This is a genomic window from Paenibacillus sp. JCM 10914 (assembly GCF_001315105.1).
Lineage (GTDB): Bacteria > Bacillota > Bacilli > Paenibacillales > Paenibacillaceae > Paenibacillus_AQ.
The window spans coordinates 1-19,146 of the sequence record NZ_BAZR01000011.1 but is presented as its reverse complement, the minus strand read 5'-3'; the positions used below and the strand labels follow the sequence as shown (position 1 = coordinate 19,146).

The 19,146-nt window shown below is 52.6% G+C and carries 9 protein-coding genes, 3 pseudogenes and 1 CRISPR repeat array; of the genes and pseudogenes, 3 read left to right on the top strand and 9 right to left on the bottom strand.

Annotation, left to right across the window (positions count from 1 at the left end; all coding sequences use genetic code 11):
* Nucleotides 1–47: 47 nt before the first annotated feature.
* Nucleotides 48–2,831, bottom strand: a complete 2,784-nt coding sequence (locus JCM10914_RS14140; RefSeq protein WP_023961994.1) for a discoidin domain-containing protein — start codon at nucleotides 2,829–2,831, stop codon at nucleotides 48–50.
* 283 nt (nucleotides 2,832–3,114) lie between these two features.
* Here JCM10914_RS14140 and JCM10914_RS31395 point away from each other — a divergent pair, with 283 nt between their 5' ends.
* From JCM10914_RS31395 to JCM10914_RS14125, 3 genes and pseudogenes are all read left to right on the top strand, one after another.
* The gene (locus tag JCM10914_RS31395) at nucleotides 3,115–3,483 is read left to right on the top strand and encodes a glycoside hydrolase family 97 N-terminal domain-containing protein (protein ID WP_052019798.1); all 369 of its coding nucleotides are present in this window, start codon (nucleotides 3,115–3,117) and stop codon (nucleotides 3,481–3,483) included.
* A pseudogene (locus JCM10914_RS31390) lies at nucleotides 3,383–4,524 on the top strand (glycoside hydrolase family 97 catalytic domain-containing protein); the annotation flags it as partial. The gene JCM10914_RS31395 and the pseudogene JCM10914_RS31390, both read left to right, overlap by 101 nt.
* The gene (locus JCM10914_RS14125; RefSeq protein WP_370570253.1) at nucleotides 4,510–4,947 is read left to right on the top strand and encodes a glycoside hydrolase family 97 C-terminal domain-containing protein; all 438 of its coding nucleotides are present in this window, start codon (nucleotides 4,510–4,512) and stop codon (nucleotides 4,945–4,947) included. The pseudogene JCM10914_RS31390 and the gene JCM10914_RS14125, both read left to right, overlap by 15 nt.
* A gap of 373 nt (nucleotides 4,948–5,320) precedes the next feature.
* Here JCM10914_RS14125 and JCM10914_RS14120 read toward each other — a convergent pair whose 3' ends face one another.
* The 8 genes and pseudogenes from JCM10914_RS14120 to JCM10914_RS14085 form a co-directional block, all read right to left on the bottom strand.
* Nucleotides 5,321–7,174, bottom strand: a complete 1,854-nt coding sequence (locus JCM10914_RS14120) for a sensor histidine kinase (RefSeq protein WP_023961988.1) — start codon at nucleotides 7,172–7,174, stop codon at nucleotides 5,321–5,323.
* Nucleotides 7,171–8,196 (bottom strand): helix-turn-helix domain-containing protein, encoded by a 1,026-nt coding sequence (locus tag JCM10914_RS14115; protein WP_023961986.1) that lies wholly within the window; start codon nucleotides 8,194–8,196, stop codon nucleotides 7,171–7,173. Before JCM10914_RS14115 ends, JCM10914_RS14120 begins: the two co-directional genes overlap by 4 nt.
* A gap of 216 nt (nucleotides 8,197–8,412) precedes the next feature.
* Nucleotides 8,413–9,989: pseudogene (locus JCM10914_RS14110) on the bottom strand (extracellular solute-binding protein).
* 142 nt (nucleotides 9,990–10,131) lie between these two features.
* Nucleotides 10,132–11,003, bottom strand: a pseudogene (locus JCM10914_RS14105) (carbohydrate ABC transporter permease).
* A 16-nt stretch (nucleotides 11,004–11,019) separates the two neighbouring features.
* Nucleotides 11,020–12,033: a sugar ABC transporter permease gene (locus JCM10914_RS14100; protein ID WP_081739796.1), complete on the bottom strand. Its 1,014-nt coding sequence runs from the start codon at nucleotides 12,031–12,033 to the stop codon at nucleotides 11,020–11,022.
* A gap of 144 nt (nucleotides 12,034–12,177) precedes the next feature.
* Nucleotides 12,178–13,203, bottom strand: a complete 1,026-nt coding sequence (locus JCM10914_RS14090) for a glycoside hydrolase family protein (protein ID WP_023961976.1) — start codon at nucleotides 13,201–13,203, stop codon at nucleotides 12,178–12,180.
* On the bottom strand, nucleotides 13,200–13,376 hold the full coding sequence (locus JCM10914_RS30335; RefSeq protein ID WP_023961975.1) for a hypothetical protein: 177 nt from the start codon (nucleotides 13,374–13,376) through the stop codon (nucleotides 13,200–13,202). Before JCM10914_RS30335 ends, JCM10914_RS14090 begins: the two co-directional genes overlap by 4 nt.
* Nucleotides 13,377–13,384: 8 nt before the next feature.
* The gene (locus JCM10914_RS14085) at nucleotides 13,385–15,025 is read right to left on the bottom strand and encodes an alpha-L-fucosidase (protein WP_023961974.1); all 1,641 of its coding nucleotides are present in this window, start codon (nucleotides 15,023–15,025) and stop codon (nucleotides 13,385–13,387) included.
* Nucleotides 15,026–15,344: 319 nt separating this feature from the next.
* Nucleotides 15,345–19,113: direct repeats of the CRISPR family, unit length 32 nt; unit sequence ATTTCAATCCACGCACCCATACAGGGTGCGAC.
* Nucleotides 19,114–19,146 lie beyond the last annotated feature (33 nt).

Below are 19,146 nucleotides of genomic sequence, written 5' to 3'. Positions count from 1 at the left end.
GGTCAGCGTCATGCCTGATATCCCCTTTTCCCGCTATTTAGATTGAACTACGGCTGCTGTGGTATATCCAGTACGCCGCCGCCCACAGGCATACGGGCGAGATTGTCTACCCCTTGCTGGCCCAGCCGGTCCTTGAGCTGTTGGATGAACAAACTCGGCAGCGCTACGTGTTGATCGGCGTACTCCCAATAGCCGTCTTCACGAGGTCTTGCGTCATAAGCATTCGGTACAAGCGGCTTCACATTCAGCCCGTCCTCGGTCGGGATATGCCCGATGACGTAGTTCTGTGCGGTTGGCGGCTTCTGCGCGACCAGTCCGCCTTCCGTATTCCACATGACGTAATTCGCCCCAGCCCAACCATGTCCACTGCCCAGCCAGCCCCGGTCGCGCACGCTGATCCGCGCACTGACATTGTCATACAGTCCGCCCGTGGACCAGCGATGATGCGGCTCGCTCGTGTTGTACTCCTGAGCCGCTCGATTGTCATACATCACGTTAGGTCCTTGCACGCGACTCTCGATTACATAAGCATGCCTGGACGTCTCGGTGTAATTGCGCTGCACCAAGTTCAGCTGTCCCTGGAGGAAAAAGCTGTAGCGACGCCCGCCGGTAATGATGCTTACCATGTCATACATCTCGCTGTCCTGTACGGTGACCCACTTCGCCTGACGCCCGACCTGGACCAAGGCGTAGGAGAAATGGTAGCCGTCGACCTCGCGTACCCAGGCGTTCTTCACGCTGTTCATCATGATGAAGCGCTCGGCATGCGCCTCGTCGGAATAATACGGGGTATCCAGTTGATCGTTATCCATCTGCGTATCGGTCTTGCTCGGGTCAAAATCGGATATGGCCCGCATGTTCTCGATGCCCACCTGTTCAATTCGCAACTCATCCGTTGCCTTGAACAGCTTGCCGCCTCCCCATTGACGCTCGATGGCATTGGCGAGCGGCGCATCCACCGTAATTCGATTACCGTCGATGGCTGTAATGACCCGGTCAAAATCAAGATTAAACGGGGACCACTGCTGCGTCCCCCCGGTCCCTGGCCGCATATAGATATGGTCCATGCCAATCTCATGAATCCAGCGGTCATTGCCGATTCGGCGGACTATGACGGAATCACCGACCTGGTAACTCGCAGGATCATGAACATGGAAGGAACGCGATCCTGCCGGTACGTACAGATCCTGAATATCCGTCTCCGTCCCGTCCACAATCGCCGGGCCATTCGTACCGCCCACAACGATCAAATTTCTGGCCGCCGTACCTGTGCCGCGAATGATCGTGCCGTCCTCGCTCTTGCCTTCTCCGCGAAGCACCACCCCGCTCGCCTGAATGCTCAGCGAACCGCCGACGAGATAAGTCCCCTGCTTCAGCAGTACCGCCCCCCGGAAGCCCTGCTCGTCACGCGGCAGCTGCGATACCTCGTCGATCGCCGCTTGCAGCATCGCCGTGTCGTCCCCGCCGGTTGGCTGGACGGCGATTCTTGCCTGAACGTCGGGCAGCTTCACCCCGCCGCCCTGATAACCGACGTTCGAGAAATCGATGATGCGATTGCCTTTATAATCCGGCACATAGATCATCCGTCCGTCTTGACCCGTATAGGCGATCTGGCTTTGCCCCTCCGGGACACCCTGTTTAGGCATCACCGTATAGAACAAGCTGTCATAATACGTTTCGCCATCTAACGTGTGCAAGGTCATCCGAATCTCATACGTACCCGGTACTTTCATGCCGCCGGGCAGCGTGATGTTCTGTGCTATTCCCGTCTGAAGTGCCCTCACCTTGCCAAGCGAGCCCCGGGCATGACCATCTTTATACCATCTGGCCGAGACGGTTCCTGAGATATTCGGCTTTATCGTTACCATCGGCAATGTCTTCCCGTCCTCTAGTATGGCCGCCTCACCGATTCTCTGGACTAATGAAGGATGCGTGAAGGAACTGAATGCCACGTACTTCGCATCCTCGAATTCGTGTTCATCTTGTACGACGACCCAGAAGTCCGGTGTCGCGAGATTTTGCCCGTTCACGTTGATGTCCGCATACAGTCGAATCGCGCCTACTTTGACCCCGGTTACCGATCCAGCCGCATCGACTGCAGCGCTGTTCCCTACCGCATGATACTGTACTTGACCCGCAGGCAAAGCAACCCATTCCCCGTCTGCCCGCTGACCGCGCACTTCCAAAGCGGATCGTTCTCCAACCCCCAGCGTTATTTCATCATTGGTGTTATACTCGGTTCCATCCGGCCTTACAAAAGCCAGTTGGGTTACGTCCGAAGGAACCCCCTGGTCTCCGTCCTGCATATAGATCTCCAACTCCTTAAGCTGAACATTAAGATTCCGGTTTAGCAGAAGCGTTACTCGAATCTGGGAAGCGCTTACGGAATCAAACATGATGTTTTCTTGCCCGTCCGACCGGATCCCCCCAGCCTTCGTATGTGCACGGTTCCATGATTCACCATCGATGGAGTAGTCGATCTCGATGCTTCCCAGATGGTCACCCCGGTTCAAATCCAGAATGACCTGATTCAAAGACTGCTCGTGACCCAGATCCACCTGAACGAATACCAACATGTCTTCACGGTCCGTACTCAGCGGCTGCCAGTAGGTATCGCGATTACCGTCAACGGCTTTCCCGGCTTCGCGCCCGCTCAGTTCAGAACTCGCCGTCGCCGGTTGCCCTAACGCGAGATTGACCCGCTCTCCCTCAACCAACTCGGCATCCTCGCCTTGCACCGGCACCATCCCAAGCGAGAACAGCAACATACTCAGCAGCAATACGACACCAACTCGCCTTACTCGTCTATCACGCTTGCCCAACTGATCCATTATGATCACCCATCCTTTGACTATGTAGTGATAACGGTCAACCCGTGATGAACTGGCAGCCTCCCCTCCATATAGCTTCTGATATCGCTTCTATGTTAAACCAGCCGCTGCCTGCCGGACCATGCCGTAACTTGCGGAGCGCACGTGTTTTTTTATGGATTCTTGCACCCTAAGAAAACACAACCCAGAGCGAACAAAGCCGTATGCATCGGGATCTATTTGTCGTTGCAATGAGGCTGATTCAGAAATACGTCATCCTTCAAACAGGAAAGGAGCCCCATTCATGGTATATGACCCATCAAGCAGTCCATCGGAGCCGTTCAACATACAGCTCCAATCGCCTGACGGTTTGTTGCAGCTCTTGCTGGAACAAGAGTCCGGCGGCATTCTATATTACTCGGTATGGCAGCATAATCGTCCCGTTCTCGACCGCTCCCCACTCGGGCTTACGACAGACCGCTGGCATTCCGAACACGGCTTGAGGATTCAAGCGTCGAATACAACACGATCAGCGAGGATTATGAGCTCATTACCGGTAAACAAACCTCGCAATCATACGAAGCCAACGAGTTGGTTCTTCTTGCTTCCGCCAACAATCAACAAATGCTCATTCGCTTTCGCATGTTCCGGGATGCGTCGCTTACCGATATGAGCTGCTTGGGGAAGGAGAACTGCAGATCGAAAGGGAAGAGTCCGGATTCTATCTCCCCGCATCACAGCTGCTCAACGTGTGGGCACAGCCGTTCATGCGCTGTTACGAGCGAACCTATGATCATGCCATGCCGGAGCATCTGAAGGGCGGTCACTATGGATTCCCGCTGCTCGTTCAACTTGGAGAAGATGAGTGGATGCTCCTGACGGAGGCTGCCGTTCATGGCCATTATGGTGCCAGTCACCTCGTGGTCGATGCTAATAACGGCCGACACCTTCGAACCGCTTTTGCGCCGGATCAGTTTACGTCCGTCCAGGCGCAACTTCCCTTCACTACACCTTGGCGCGTCATGATCATTGGCACGCTTGAAACATTAGTCGCTTCCTCCCTGACTACCCATCTGAGCGCTCCGTCCATCATAGAAGATGTCTCCTGGATTACCCCGGGCAGAGCCGCATGGTCCTGGTATGCGGAAGGCGATACATGCGGCGATATGAAGACCCAGCGGCAGCATGTGGATTTTGCTGCCGAGATGGGATGGGAATACAGCGTGGTGGATGGTGGCTGGGAAGGCGTCCTGAACGTACCTGAACTCATCGCCTATGTGAAGCAGCGCGGCGTTGGCATCTGGCTATGGACGCATTATAAGGGGCTTGCAACCGAAGCATTGCTTGAGGAGAAGCTCGCCCTATGGGCTTCCTGGGGAGCGGTTGGCATCAAGGTGGATTTCTTCGACAGCGATAACCAGCAGACGATTCAAATCTATGATGCCATTGCCGAATCAGCGGCCAGGCACCGCTCATGGTCAATTTCCATGGCTCTACGAAGCCCGGCGGCGAGCATCGAACCTGGCCACATGTCATGACGCGAGAAGGCGTCTACGGCGCGGAATATTACCGGGCACAGAGCGAAGGACCCAACGCTGTCCATCTGTGTACGCTGCCGTTCACCCGGAACGTGATCGGTTCGATGGATTTCACGCCGGTCACCTTCAGTAAGAAGACGCGCACGACGCAAGGACTCCAACTGGCACTATCCATCCTCTTCGAATCCGGTATCCAGCATTATGCCGATGCTATCTCGGTATACGCTGATCATCCGGGGCAGCCGCTGCTGGCCGCCGTCCCGGCTGTCTGGGACGAGACCGTCCTGCTGGAAGGGTATCCGGGGCGCTTCGTTACCCTGGCAAGGAGGTCAGGAGACGAATGGTTTATCGCCTCGATCTGTGCGGCCGGCGGCCGGGATGCCAGTATCCCGCTCGACTTTCTTGAAGGTACGGGAACTTATCAGGCCGTGATTTATTCGGAGAAGGCGGAGCCCGATGAATACCGATATCGGTCCAAGCTCCCGCCCTTAGAAGTTCATACGCAATCCGTTCGTGCCGAAGATGTCTTGCATGTTCGCCTAAAGGTATACGGTGGGGTATCAATCCATCTGACGCCTGTCACACCATCTAACGCATGAAGTAACACCAGATTAGCATTCAAAATAAATTAAGGGGCCGACTTCTTACGGATAGTAGACTTCGTGAATGCCCGATAGATCACCAGTAGAAAGAAATTCCTGCAAATATGCAGGAATTAGAGGCGAAAATGCAATTTTCTAACAAAAGCCTGCAAATATGCAGGCTTTTAACTCAAGTAAGGGCTTATTCGGTCAAATGGGTGATCAAAACCTGCATATACGCATCTTTTTCTGCTAAAGGGATAAATTCCGATGTAAAAGCCTGCACAAAAGCATCCTTTTTCGTAACACAGACAGAGGAGGTGTGATTCCTTGGAAAAGGGGCGCCCATGGAAAGCTCGCCCGAGTTACCGAGAATGATCCAAAGTCTAGATCAGCCCCTTACATGGAGACGCGGATGCGGCATGAGCATTCGGATCGTGGTTCCTCTACCCTCTCCTTCCGAGCTGACCCGAAGTCCATAACTGTCGCCGAATACGAGCTGAATTCGCCGGTGTACATTCAACAGCCCGATGCCCCCCGTCCCACTGACGTTTAGGGAAGACGCCGCAGATGATACATCGATATGGTCCGCCTGATAAGATAATCGTGCACGGATCTCGTTCAACTGGTGGGGGGACATTCCGATTCCGTTATCGGTCACGCTGACCCAGAAGGCGTCCTCGCTGCAGCCGGCCGAAATGGTGATATGCTGCGATTCCTCAATTCCGTCCGGAAATGCATGTTGAAATGCATTTTCGATTAACGGCTGCAGCGTCAGGCGTACCATTTTGAATAATAGCAGCTCATGGGGAACCTCGACTCGAAGGTCAAACTCCATATCATGCCGGTGCTTCATGATCGTCATGTAATTCAGGACATGCTTCAGTTCGTTGGCGACCGTAATCTCCTCCAGCGACGTCAGCAGCGAATAGCGCATCATGAAACCAAGCGAGGACACCATTTCGGTAATCTCGGATGAGCCTTCCACTTCGGCATAACAGACAATCGTCTCCAGCGTGTTATACATGAAGTGCGGATTAATCTGAAGCTGCAGCGCTTGAAATTCTGCATTCTGCCGCTCGTTCACCATCTTCTGCTGTTGCAACTCCGTCTCGTACACGCGCTCAATCAACTCTGAGAGGCGGGTCACCATCAGATTATAGCGCTGCATCATTTCCGTCAGCTCATCATCTCGCTTCGGAAGCTTGAGCTGAACCCATCGCCCCTGCTCCGTCTCTCGCATCCCGCGAATGATTGTCTGAATCGGCCGGGTAATCGAACGAGTAAACCGATAAGCAAGAAGACACGCGGTGACCAGGCTTATGAAGCCTATCGTCCAGACGGTTGTCCGAATATTGGCAATTGGCTCGCGCCACTCTTCCAGCGGTATTGAAGCAACCAGACGCCATCCGGAATACGGAGACATTCGCGTCATGAATACACGGTTCTCCCCATCGGCCGTCGTGTATTTGAAGGACTCCTCGCTGGCTCCCATGATAGCCGCGGTCAGCTTCGGATCTTCGGCGGGTGAAGCCGGATCATCCAGAAGATGCTCCGGCTGGTAAACCATGTTGCCATTGACATCGGCAATATAGAAGTAACCGCGCTCGCCCAGATCGATCCCTTGCCAGAGACTCGATAACTCCTCGGATCGGACTTCCATGGCGAGCACGCCCTTCAGGGCGGTGGAGGACAATCCTCGAATCTCTCTTGTCATGCGCACAACGCTGCCGCTTCTACCTGGAATGATGCTCTCGGTATGGATCATAAGGCCGGTTTCATCTTTGGTATAACCTCGAAGATCCGCTAATTGCTTCGATCGGTCCTCCTCGCTGAACACTGGCGTCGCGAAATCGGAGCCGAAGATGTACGTCGCGTTTCCGCTGCCTGAGATAAGGTACATCGTCAGCAGTTCCGGTCCTCGATCCATTAAAGGCCGGAATACCGTGTCTTTGATCGTGGAGCTGATCTGATAATAATCGTAATGATCCGCCGGATTCGGCAGGTCGACGAATTTCTTCAGCTCCCGATTCGTCAACAGCGTAATCATCGTCCGATCATAGGATTTGATGTACAGATCCGTGTGATTGAGCGCGTTCTGCACAATCTGTGACATATGGCGATCCAACTGCCGGTCAAGCTCAGCCGAGGAACGAGAATACGTGACGACCCCGATTAATAGCGAAGAGAGTACGATAATGGAGACGCAGTACAAGAACAGTCTCCGATACAGTTTGTTTTTCATCCGTTGAATCCCAGCATCGTTCGATATTCCGTCGGCGTGTGCCCCGTCACTTTCTTGAACATTTTCGTGAAATGGGGATAGTCCTCATAACCGACGTTCGCTGCTACGTCAATAATACGCATATGAGGCACCGCCAGCAGTTCCTTCGCCCGCTCCATACGGCGGTGAATACGGTACCTGACAAAGGTTTCGCCCGTCATCTTCTTGAACATCGCGCTGAAATACGTCGGCGTGTAACCCGCCATTTCAGCCACTTCATCCAGCGTGATCTCTTCCGACAGATGGGTATCGATATAAGATTTCACCTCATCCAGCGGATTTTTGAAATTTCCCCAACGCTGGGTCACCAGATCCGCCGTCATCTGTTTGATTCGCAGTTCATACTCGTGAAGCAACTGTTCCTGAGTAGGATAATGGCCAACCGGGTCAATGACCGAGACTTCCATATAACCTTTGGATACGAGTCGACGAAAGATCATCCCCACCGCATCGTCCAGCAGTTGTTGAAGCTGCTGCACACTTAGACCCGCGGCTTGCAGATGAACCCTCCACTCCACCAGAAGTTCATCGAGCCTCTCCGTCTGCAGCATCCATATCTCTTGACCCATATCCTCGATCCAATCCACGTAAGAAGCCAAGGATACGATCCCTTTGTTGCGATACTTCATGATCGCATCAAAGGTCTGGTGCAGCATCACACCCGTTACCGGCTTTAGCAGATAATGCTTAACGCCATATGCCAAGCACTGCTGGGCATACTGAAACTCGCCGTAACCGGAGATGACAATCATCTGGATATGTCCGTACTGCTCGTGCAGCTCCTGGCATAGCTCCAAGCCTCCCATTCTCGGCATGCGAATATCGGTCAACAATACATCCGGCTCAGTTTCCTTGACCATGGAGAGCGCATGTTCTCCGTTCACTGCCGTATGAATCTCATCAAACGGCATACGATACGTCTCCGCCATCTTGACCAGCCCTCTTCGAATGACAGGTTCATCATCAGCAATCAGTAACCGCATAATTGTAGCCTCCTGTATGTAGAAGATTAAGAGATGAGGCGTGCATGAAATTGAACAAGAAGGTATCCGCAGCGGACACCTGACGCGACCGGCGGATACCTTAGTTTTCTACAACATCACTCACTTAGTTAAACGCTTACATATTGACCTATTGTACAGGAAGAATCGGATTCGCAGGAGATGTCTTGCAGCCTATCTTCACTGTAAAATATCAAGCTACCGCGTACGATCCGTGACGTTATCCTTGTTCTTCCAACGCTCGGTCGCCTCCTTGATAATCTCATCCCCGCCCTTGGCTCGGTATTCCTCCAGCACCTTCGGCCAATCGGAGATCGGCTGCTTGCCGTAAATCATCTTCACCATGCTGTCCAAAATGAATTTTGGTCCAGTATCGCCGGTTGAGGCCAGGTCCGGGAACTTGGAGAAACTGTTCAGATTCGTGGTGAACGTAATGCCGCCACGGCCCTCGTTGCTTAATACGTCATTGAAAGCCGTCACCACATTCCTGCCGTCCTCGGTCAGTGCCGTCTGCTTCTTATTGTAGGTCAACTCATGCACGAACCAGAGCTGGTTGGCTCGGAAGCCGGCTTCATCCACTTCTTGTTTCTTTACCGGCCACCGATAATTGACCTCACCGTTGTCCAGCGTGTAATTCTCGCCTTCGATGCCGAAGGAGAAGAACATGTCGGCTTCCTCCGTCAACATCCAATCGAGGAATTGGATAATCTCAATCGCTTTTTCCTCGCCAACCTTGTTATTGATGTAGTACGCCGTCGAGATCGAGCTGTATAAACCTAGACCGCCCTTGCCATCCAGGCCGGTAGGCGACGGGTAGATATCCACCTTCATCTCAGGATCCACTTCCAGCAGCTTCGCACGGAATCCGATCAACCCCTCGCCATTGGAGGCCCACATGCCGGCTTTGCCTGAGTTGATGTTACGGCCGTAATCCTCTTGGGAGAGCGAGGCGAAATCCTTCGGAATCAAGCCTCATCATACAGCGTCTTATAAGTCTCCAAGGCCTTGGTCATGTTCTCCACGTTGAAGAACTTCGGCACAACCTCGCCGTCCATCTCCATGAACTGAAAGGGCAGCACGTCATACGCCCCGAGGAAGGTATCTGCATACTTGAAGCCTTCCCGGTATTGGAACGGATGCTCCACGCCCAGCTGCTTGAACGCCCGAAGCATATCCAGGTATTGCTCCACCGTCCTTGGCGCTTCCTTGATTCCGGCCTTCGCCATCAGATCCGTGCGAATAAACGTCGCACGGCGTGAGGGATTCTCCAACCAAGCCGGGATGCCGTAGATTTTACCGTCATACGATGTTTCCTCCCATGCCGCCGGAGTGACCATGTTCATCAGATTCGGTGCATGCTCCTTAAGCAGATCGTCCAGCGGCATGAATACCCCGGCTTCCACCGAGCCGGACATAGAACCTGTGGTCGGACCCCCGCGCATGTTCCCCACGACGTCCGGAATATCGTTGCCCGCAAACATCAAGCTCATCTTCTGATCAAATTCCTTATGGGACATCAAGCGGATATCGAGATCCGTATTCGTCATCTCCTCCAGTTTGAGCACCCATTTATCCTTGTTAATGTCGGGTGAGGATTCGATGTAGGTGTTACCGCCGGTGGAGAAGGAGATCGAGAATGCCAGTTTGTTGGACGCAGCCACGGAACCCGGTTTCGTCGCATGGTCGTTCCCGGTGCTCCCTTCCTTGCCGCCGCAGCCCGCAAGCAGTGCCATGATCATCGTGCCGATCAACATTACGGTGAAACCTTTCCTCATCCAACCTCTCCCCTTTTTATCAGAAATAAATAAGCAAGCAGGTTCATTTATCGTAAGCGCTTTCTTAATTTCCACTTCATCTTAGCTTATCAGGGCCATATTCCGTATTGGCGTTCTTATTATGGATTGTGTTCTTTTACGATCAGGATTTGATCGAGCCGATGAGCATGCCTTTAATGAAATATTTCTGTAAAAACGGATAGACCATAATGATCGGCAGCGTGGCGATAACAATCGTCGCCATCTTGATCCCTTCCGGAGACATGTTGGCCAAAGTATCGAACGTGGTATCCATCTCTCCCATCTGATCGGTAATCACGATCTCACGCAGCCGAACCTGAAGCGGAAACAGCTTTCGGTCATTGATATAGTATAGAGCGGACGAGTAGGAATTCCAATGCGCAACCGCGTAGAACAATCCCATCGTGGCCATGACCGGTTTCGATAACGGCAGCACGATGCTTGAGATAATCCGCAGCTCTCCGCACCCGTCGATCCGGCCGAATCGATGATTTCATTCGGTAGATTCATGAAGAACGAGCGCATGATGAACAGGTTATATGCACTGATCGCGCCTGGAATCATCAAGGCCCATACCGTATCCAGCATACTGAGCGATTTGATCAGCAAGTAGTTCGGGATGAGTGGCGCGCTGAAGATGAAGGTGATGAGCACCAGCATCAGGATGGCTTTGCGCCCGTTATACTCAGTGCGCGACAGTGGGTAGGCCAGCGAAGCCGTTGCGATCAGGTTGATCGCCGTCCCAAGCACGGTGACAAGGACGCTAATCATGAAGGAGCGCCATACGGACGTATCATTCAACACGACCGCATAATTGGACCAGGTGAACTCCACCGGCCAGAGCCCAACGTCCCCTCTGGATATCGCCAGATCACTGCTCAGCGATTGCGCGGCTACGTGCAAGATCGGGAAGATCATGGCACCCGATATAACCGCAAGGAATATATAGTTGAACATTTCAAATACGACTTCACTCTTCGATCTTTTTATCATGGTTTCAGTCACCTGCCTAGTATAAGGAATTTCCAGTCGTTTTGCGGCTGATCGCGTTACCGCCTACAATGAGCAGCAGCCCAATGAGGGATTTGAACAATCCGATGGCCGTCGTATAGCTGTATTGCTGTCCAAGCAGACCTACGCGATAAATGTACGTATCCAGAATGTCGCCCTTGCTCTCGTTAAGCGCATTCAAGAATACGAATACCCGCTCAAATCCAAAATCGAGGAAATTACCGATGTTCAGCAGGAACAGAATCATGATCGTTGGCAGAATGGACGGAATGGTGATCGATAAGGTCTGTCGCCACCGGTTCGCACCGTCGACGCGTGCAGCTTCATATAAATCGGGATTTATGCCTGCCAGTGCAGCCAAATAGATAATCGTTCCCCAGCCGGCTTCCTTCCAGATACCCGAACCGATGAGAATGCTGCGTATATAACCTTCTTCACCCAGGAAATAGATCGGTTCCATGCCTAGCCACATTAGAATCTGATTGATGATGCCCGTGGTGGGAGACAGAATGCCTACCGCGATCCCGCCGATAATGACCCATGACAGGAAATGCGGCATGTAGATGACCGTCTGCAGCACCCGCTTGTATAACACGATTCGAATCTCATTGAGCAGCAGGGCCAGAATAATCGGGATCGGAAACGCGAATACGATGCTGTACATCCCGATCAGCAGCGTATTCCAGAATATGCGAATGAACTCATCGTACTGAAACATGCGGTAGAATTGATCCAGTCCTACCCAAGGACTTTCCCAAATGCCCTTGAATAAGTTGTACTCCTGAAAAGCCATCGCGCTGCCGAATAACGGCACGTATTTGAATACGAGAAAATAGAGGATGCCTGGAATCGAGATCAAGTATATCGCCTTGTATTTGCGAAAGCTGGATAACCATTCCCGGTTGCGAGCGGAAGATGCGTGCCGCGTGCTTGGTTGATGTTCGCCATAAGGACCTCCCGTTGTAAGTTTGCCTTCCTGTTCATCGTATAAGCGAAGGGCTGTACCAACAATGGCGGCATTTGTTTGTCGATGTGTTTTTTTACGATTGCTAACAAAAGAGCTCCTTGTGTACGCGGCCGTCTGTAACTAGCCGCGCCACACCAAGAGGCTTCTATAAGAATTTCACCCTATATGACTTCGTAGATGGTTCATTTGTCATTCAAAAATGATATCCCTTATCGGAATCGCCATGTTCCATGTCTCCGTACAATCATGGAAGCCGTTACTGCCGTCGGACGTAGCGGCGAACATCCACGTCGGACGTCCGCCCTCCATCAGCAGGAACGGGCGCTCCAGATTCCCCATCAACCGCAGCTGTCCATCATCCCATTGTACCTGGCGCGAATATACCGGATGGCCTGTTGTGGTTGTTATCTCCCACCGCTCCCCGTGTGAAGACCAAGCATGAATACCCCCATAACGCTCTCCGCAGATGGAGCCGTCCATGTCCTTGGCGATCATCTCGTACCCACGGGGCGTACGCCAGATAAAGGGGTCCTCGATATGTACGGCAGGAGGAAAGAGCGGCTCCGGTTGACGAACGTACGGACCGCCGGCGGATGTCGCACGGGCCAAGCCAAGCTGCATGTTGCCATAGGAGCGGCCGACATAAGGACGCGATTTATAGATCAGCTGCACCGTCCCATCCTCCCGAACGTAAGGAGCCGGATTGGATACAAAAAAGCTGTCAAACCGATCCGGGCGCGGCAGCAGGACCGGGGCATTCCTGCGCGTCCAAGGACCGGTTACGGAAGGGGCCGTGGCGATGCCGATCCGTTTATTCGCTCTGGCTACGATAGCGAGCGGATCATCAGGACGCAGATCCTGCCCTTCGTCCGGCACAGGAAAAGGGAAGGTGGTGCCCATGTAATACAGCACGTATGTACCATCGATTTTGACGATATGGGGGTTATGCACGCTGCACCCGTCCCAATAGGCCGGTGACCTGCTTCCCAGCACCGTCTCCTCATAGCGGTACGGTCCGGCAGGCTGGTCGGCGACGGCCCGGACGATCTCCGAAGCCGCAAGCCATCCGGGATGCATCGGCAAGGATGTCGGCCAACGCGAAGCGAACATATGGTAGCGTCCATCTTCGCCGTGAACGACGCTCCCGCACCAAACCCAATAACCCGGTATCCGAAAACCGCCAGCTATCGGTGCCGGATCAAATACGATTTTCACGCATCTTCACTCCCTTCCATCGGTACGAGCGCAACCTTACGTAAATTCATTAGGGTATCGGCCGTTGCCAGCCTGATTCCCTGAATCTGGAGAACATGAAGACCTCTTGCGGGGATTGTGATGCAGCCTATTTCAAACTCGCCCCACTGGTCGTCCCGGCCGGTATCCTCCACGGTACATATCAGCTTCTGTTGATCGAGCGAGAACTCAAATTGCCCGCCGGCCTGATTCGCTGCGGCAGCATAGGTGACCCGTACATAACATCGGATCGCCGTTTCTTCTTCCGTTCGAAACGTCCAGCCCACCGCGGCGTCGGGGTTCGTCCAATCACTGACGCATCATGACCACGCTTGCCGTTGTCGTATCGCAGTCCATCCCCCTCGATGGCCCCATCATATGCCCAGAAGAGATTCGGCATTTGAGAAATAAATCTCGGTGTTGTGGACGTCCTCAATTCCCCGTCCAGCTTCAGCTCTATCACCGTAGCATAAGCGTCCGGATGTACCGAACGCACATCGATCTGCCAATCCCATTCGTTCAAACGTTGTATCGGTAGATTCCACTCGTTCATCTTCATTCCCAGGGGGCGCGCATATCGAATTTCGCTGGCGAGTCCAGGTAATATCAGGATGCCGTCCTGGGGCCAATCCCTGACCAGCAGGTACAAGATATCTGCTTCCGGTTTCCACGTACAATAACCCCACTGCGGCGTACCGATCGGGCTTCCGCTCGTGCCATAGATCGCCTCGCCGCTGCGTTCCATGAAGGCGCCAATCGTCTCAAACAAGCTTCTAGACGTATCGTCAATCGCTCCGCTCCCCAGTGGTCCCACATTTAGCACCAGGTTGCCGCCGTCCGCTGCGACCCGCAGCAATTGGTCGATTAGTTCTTCGGGTTGCTTCCAGTTCTCATCGCCGTACCGAAATCCCCACGAATCATTCAGGGTGTGAATCGACTCCCAATCCGGCTGCACCGGGTGGAACCGGAGCTGGTTGTCATGCGGATTGCCGTAATCGGCAAACCGATCATCCCGCAGCCGCTTGTTGATCAGGCAATCCGGCTGCAGTCGCCGAACCCGATCTCGGAACCAGATCGCCTGCTCGTCAGTGATCTTATGGCCACAATCGAACCACATCAGCCCGATGGGGCCATACTCCGTCAGCAGTTCTTCCACCTGCGGAAGTGCCTTCTCTTGCAGGTAACGCTCAAAGCGATCTCGCTTGTCGTCATCCCCGATCCATTCCTCCAGCAGATCCCAGGCACCGACGTTATCCGGATAATCGAGCGTGTTCCCTTGCGAATCCGGGTGGTGCCAATCCATCGCATGGGAATAGTAGATCCCGAGCCGGATTCCTTCGGCCTCACAGGCCTCTGCCAGTTCCTTGATCGGATCACGCGGGAAATTTGCGTGACGGGTCAGCGAATAATTACTCACCTTGGAGTCGTACATTGCGAACCCGTCATGATGCTTCGCCGTCACGATGAGGTACTTCGCCCCCGCCCGCTTCGCCAGCAGCACCCACTCACGCGCATCGAAAGCTTCCGGATTCATACCGGCCGCCGCCTGCGCGTACTCCGACACCGGAATCTTCCCGCGCAGCTGGATATGCTCCGCATAATTCGCATCCACGCGCGCTCCGTTCCATATTCCGCCCATCATCGAATAAGGCCCCCAGTGCACGAATAACCCCAAGCGAGCCTCTCGCCACCAAGCCAATCGCCGGTTCAGGACATGATCGTTCGCTCGCTTCTCAGCATGTATCCATGCATCCGGCCGTTCCTGTTCAAGTCCGGCACCGTCCATCCATTCGTCGCGCTTCATCCCATCACGCCCTCTCGATGTCTAATAACCTACATTATAGAAGGTACGCCAGCGCGGTCTCTTTGTTTTTTTGGGTTGGGGTTGTGTTTTGTTGAGGAGGTTGTATGCTAATAATACAACCATCGTTATGAAGGATGATATTCGCTGCGTTATTGAGCTCTACAGAGGGGAATGATAAGCATAGAAAAATTACCCACTTAGACGGTAAACCTTAGGAGTGGATTATTTTCGTATTTTATGAATGTAGGTCAGTAATGCATACGGGAAATCCCGAAGGTGATCACTTCATGAAACGAAATGTTCATACGCATCACCATACGCACATTCCACGCACCCATACAGGGTGCGACAAGGTACATATGTCACGCAGCGCCATATCAAAGCTTATTTCAATCCACGCACCAATACAAGGTGCGACGATTACGTCATTTTACCTCTGTTACTCGATGTACTGATTTCAATCCACGCACCCCATACAGGGTGCGACTCTTCCTTGTGATGTATCCCCCGGCTTTCGGATCGGATTTCAATCCACGCACCCATACAGGGTGCGACGAGTGCGCTCCTCTATGCCGACGCTAATGCTGCATTTCAATCCACGCACCCATACAGGGTGCGACTATATACGAATCCTTATATACCCTGCAATACTACTATTTCAATCCACGCACCCATACAGGGTGCGACGCCTAGACATGTCGGATATGTCACGCGCTACAACATTTCAATCCACGCACCCATACAGGGTGCGACGAAGAGGACTTCGCCAAGTTGCGAAACCAATCGCTTATTTCAATCCACGCACCCATACAGGGTGCGACATCATTCGTTTTGTCTTCTCTTTCCCGTGGGAGATTTCAATCCACGCACCCATACAGGGTGCGACTTATCTCTTGCAAACTGCCAAAGAGATAGCAGATATTTCAATCCACGCACCCATACAGGGTGCGACGTTCTTCAAGCCCCACAATCTTACCGTCATCTCCAAATTTCAATCCACGCACCCATACAGGGTGCGACCCAGATACCTAAGACAGTCTTAACCGGTCAGCAATTTCAATCCACGCACCCATACAGGGTGCGACATTGACCGGTTCATAGACGAGGTGAGAGCCGAATATTTCAATCCACGCACCCATACAGGGTGCGACGAGAACGTGAGGAAAAGCAATACGCTCTTTTAGATATTTCAATCCACGCACCCATACAGGGTGCGACAACGCTGAAAGTATTCGGCGGTGGTGTGTTTGAAATATTTCAATCCACGCACCCATACAGGGTGCGACTTCAATTGCATTTGTGTTTATATTGGTGCCTGATGCATTTCAATCCACGCACCCATACAGGGTGCGACCCCTTTTAGCATGATGGATCTCCTATCACCTTTTATTTCAATCCACGCACCCATACAGGGTGCGACGTACTCCAAAGAAAAGGTTATTGCTGATACGTCAATTTCAATCCACGCACCCATACAGGGTGCGACCTTGGTGATTTGGAACGCTGGGCTAGTGCATTAGACATTTCAATCCACGCACCCATACAGGGTGCGACTGGCAAAAACAATTGATATCTCTGGTAAATTAACAAACATTTCAATCCACGCACCCATACAGGGTGCGACGGGTCACGTTGTTGGGATCGCTAAGTATCTTGGACTATTTCAATCCACGCACCCATACAGGGTGCGACGCGCTCAAGCCGTTTAATGTAAACGACCGAGGGCAATTTCAATCCACGCACCCATACAGGGTGCGACTCCTGGTGAGTCGCTGTCGGTGGTTTCATCGGCATATTTCAATCCACGCACCCATACAGGGTGCGACCTATGCCAAAGGTACAGGAGCAGCAGACAGAGGGTATTTCAATCCACGCACCCATACAGGGTGCGACTATCGATTACCGGACCCTCTATGACCGACTTAAGATTTCAATCCACGCACCCATACAGGGTGCGACCAAATCCACACAGAAAATTGGTACAAACCAGGGGAATTTCAATCCACGCACCCATACAGGGTGCGACTGGAGCTTTACCCGCATGTCGCCGGGCTGGTATCCTTATTTCAATCCACGCACCCATACAGGGTGCGACAAGTTGCTCCGGATCGGACCGTTACCCGTATTAAATTTCAATCCACGCACCCATACAGGGTGCGACATCCAGCGTCAGAAGGTCGCAAGATACTGCTCCTATTTCAATCCACGCACCCATACAGGGTGCGACGCCGATGCTAACGGAGGTGAACGTATAGATGGCACATTTCAATCCACGCACCCATACAGGGTGCGACGATTCCACTTGCATTCTACGTGGCTAACCGTGATTTCAATCCACGCACCCATACAGGGTGCGACGTTTATAAACCCATCAATACAATTATTCATGACATATTTCAATCCACGCACCCATACAGGGTGCGACTTACCGAAAATTGAGGTGGTAGCGATGAATGTGAATTTCAATCCACGCACCCATACAGGGTGCGACGGAATTCCAGGCCACTGTCAACCAAGATATCTCATTTCAATCCACGCACCCATACAGGGTGCGACGAATAGAGAATCTAATGACTATAGGGGTGCATAGATTTCAATCCACGCACCCATACAGGGTGCGACTGTTCTAACTTAACATTATGTGGTATGATCAAAAATTTCAATCCACGCACCCATACAGGGTGCGACCGCTTCTCCCAATATCTTTTGCGCTTGCTCATACTATTTCAATCCACGCACCCATACAGGGTGCGACCTACGGTTGGCTTGATAAGCAAGAGGTTGATATATTTCAATCCACGCACCCATACAGGGTGCGACTTGAGCAACAGTTTGGTGACATGCGAAATCAGATATTTCAATCCACGCACCCATACAGGGTGCGACGATGATCTTTTCCCCGCAGGAACTGCCCGACCAAATTTCAATCCACGCACCCATACAGGGTGCGACCTTCCGTACATGATTCATATCACCACCCGACTTATTTCAATCCACGCACCCATACAGGGTGCGACTCCTGGTGAGTCGCTGTCGGTGGTTTCATCGGCATATTTCAATCCACGCACCCATACAGGGTGCGACTATCGATTACCGGACCCTCTATGACCGACTTAAGATTTCAATCCACGCACCCATACAGGGTGCGACCAAATCCACACAGAAAATTGGTACAAACCAGGGGAATTTCAATCCACGCACCCATACAGGGTGCGACGCAAAGGAATCGTATTGTTCCGCGACCGTCTTATCATTTCAATCCACGCACCCATACAGGGTGCGACCCGCCCGGGAACTGCATAACCGTAAGGCCGTGCTTATTTCAATCCACGCACCCATACAGGGTGCGACCAAGGGCAACGAGAATTTCACATTTCCAGTTGAGATTTCAATCCACGCACCCATACAGGGTGCGACTTTAGAAAAGTGAGTGAAAAAACTACTGAACATGCTATTTCAATCCACGCACCCATACAGGGTGCGACAGGATTCCCGTCTCTCTGGTCTCGTAAGTCCTGACATTTCAATCCACGCACCCATACAGGGTGCGACCGAGCGCGGATTGATATGTGACTCAAGTGAGTATGTATTTCAATCCACGCACCCATACAGGGTGCGACCCGTTGTTTCTGCTTGAGCAGCAGCAGCCGCAAAATTTCAATCCACGCACCCATACAGGGTGCGACCTGCAGCTTGCTCTTGGGTGTATGCAAACTTTACCCATTTCAATCCACGCACCCATACAGGGTGCGACATTTTTTAGATTTCCCTTCACCCTCGCCCCCTCCTATTTCAATCCACGCACCCATACAGGGTGCGACGCGGCATGGGTGGCGGTAATGGCAAATACGAAGTCTGATTTCAATCCACGCACCCATACAGGGTGCGACTGCCAGTAATGAGGCCTTACAACGGATTTCTGGAATTTCAATCCACGCACCCATACAGGGTGCGACTACGACCGTTCCTTGAATCGGACCAGACTTAGACATTTCAATCCACGCACCCATACAGGGTGCGACAGCAAGAAACCGCTCAAGGTACATACGTTAAAGAATTTCAATCCACGCACCCATACAGGGTGCGACGTTCCGTTCCATACGGCTTGAAAGTATTCCGGT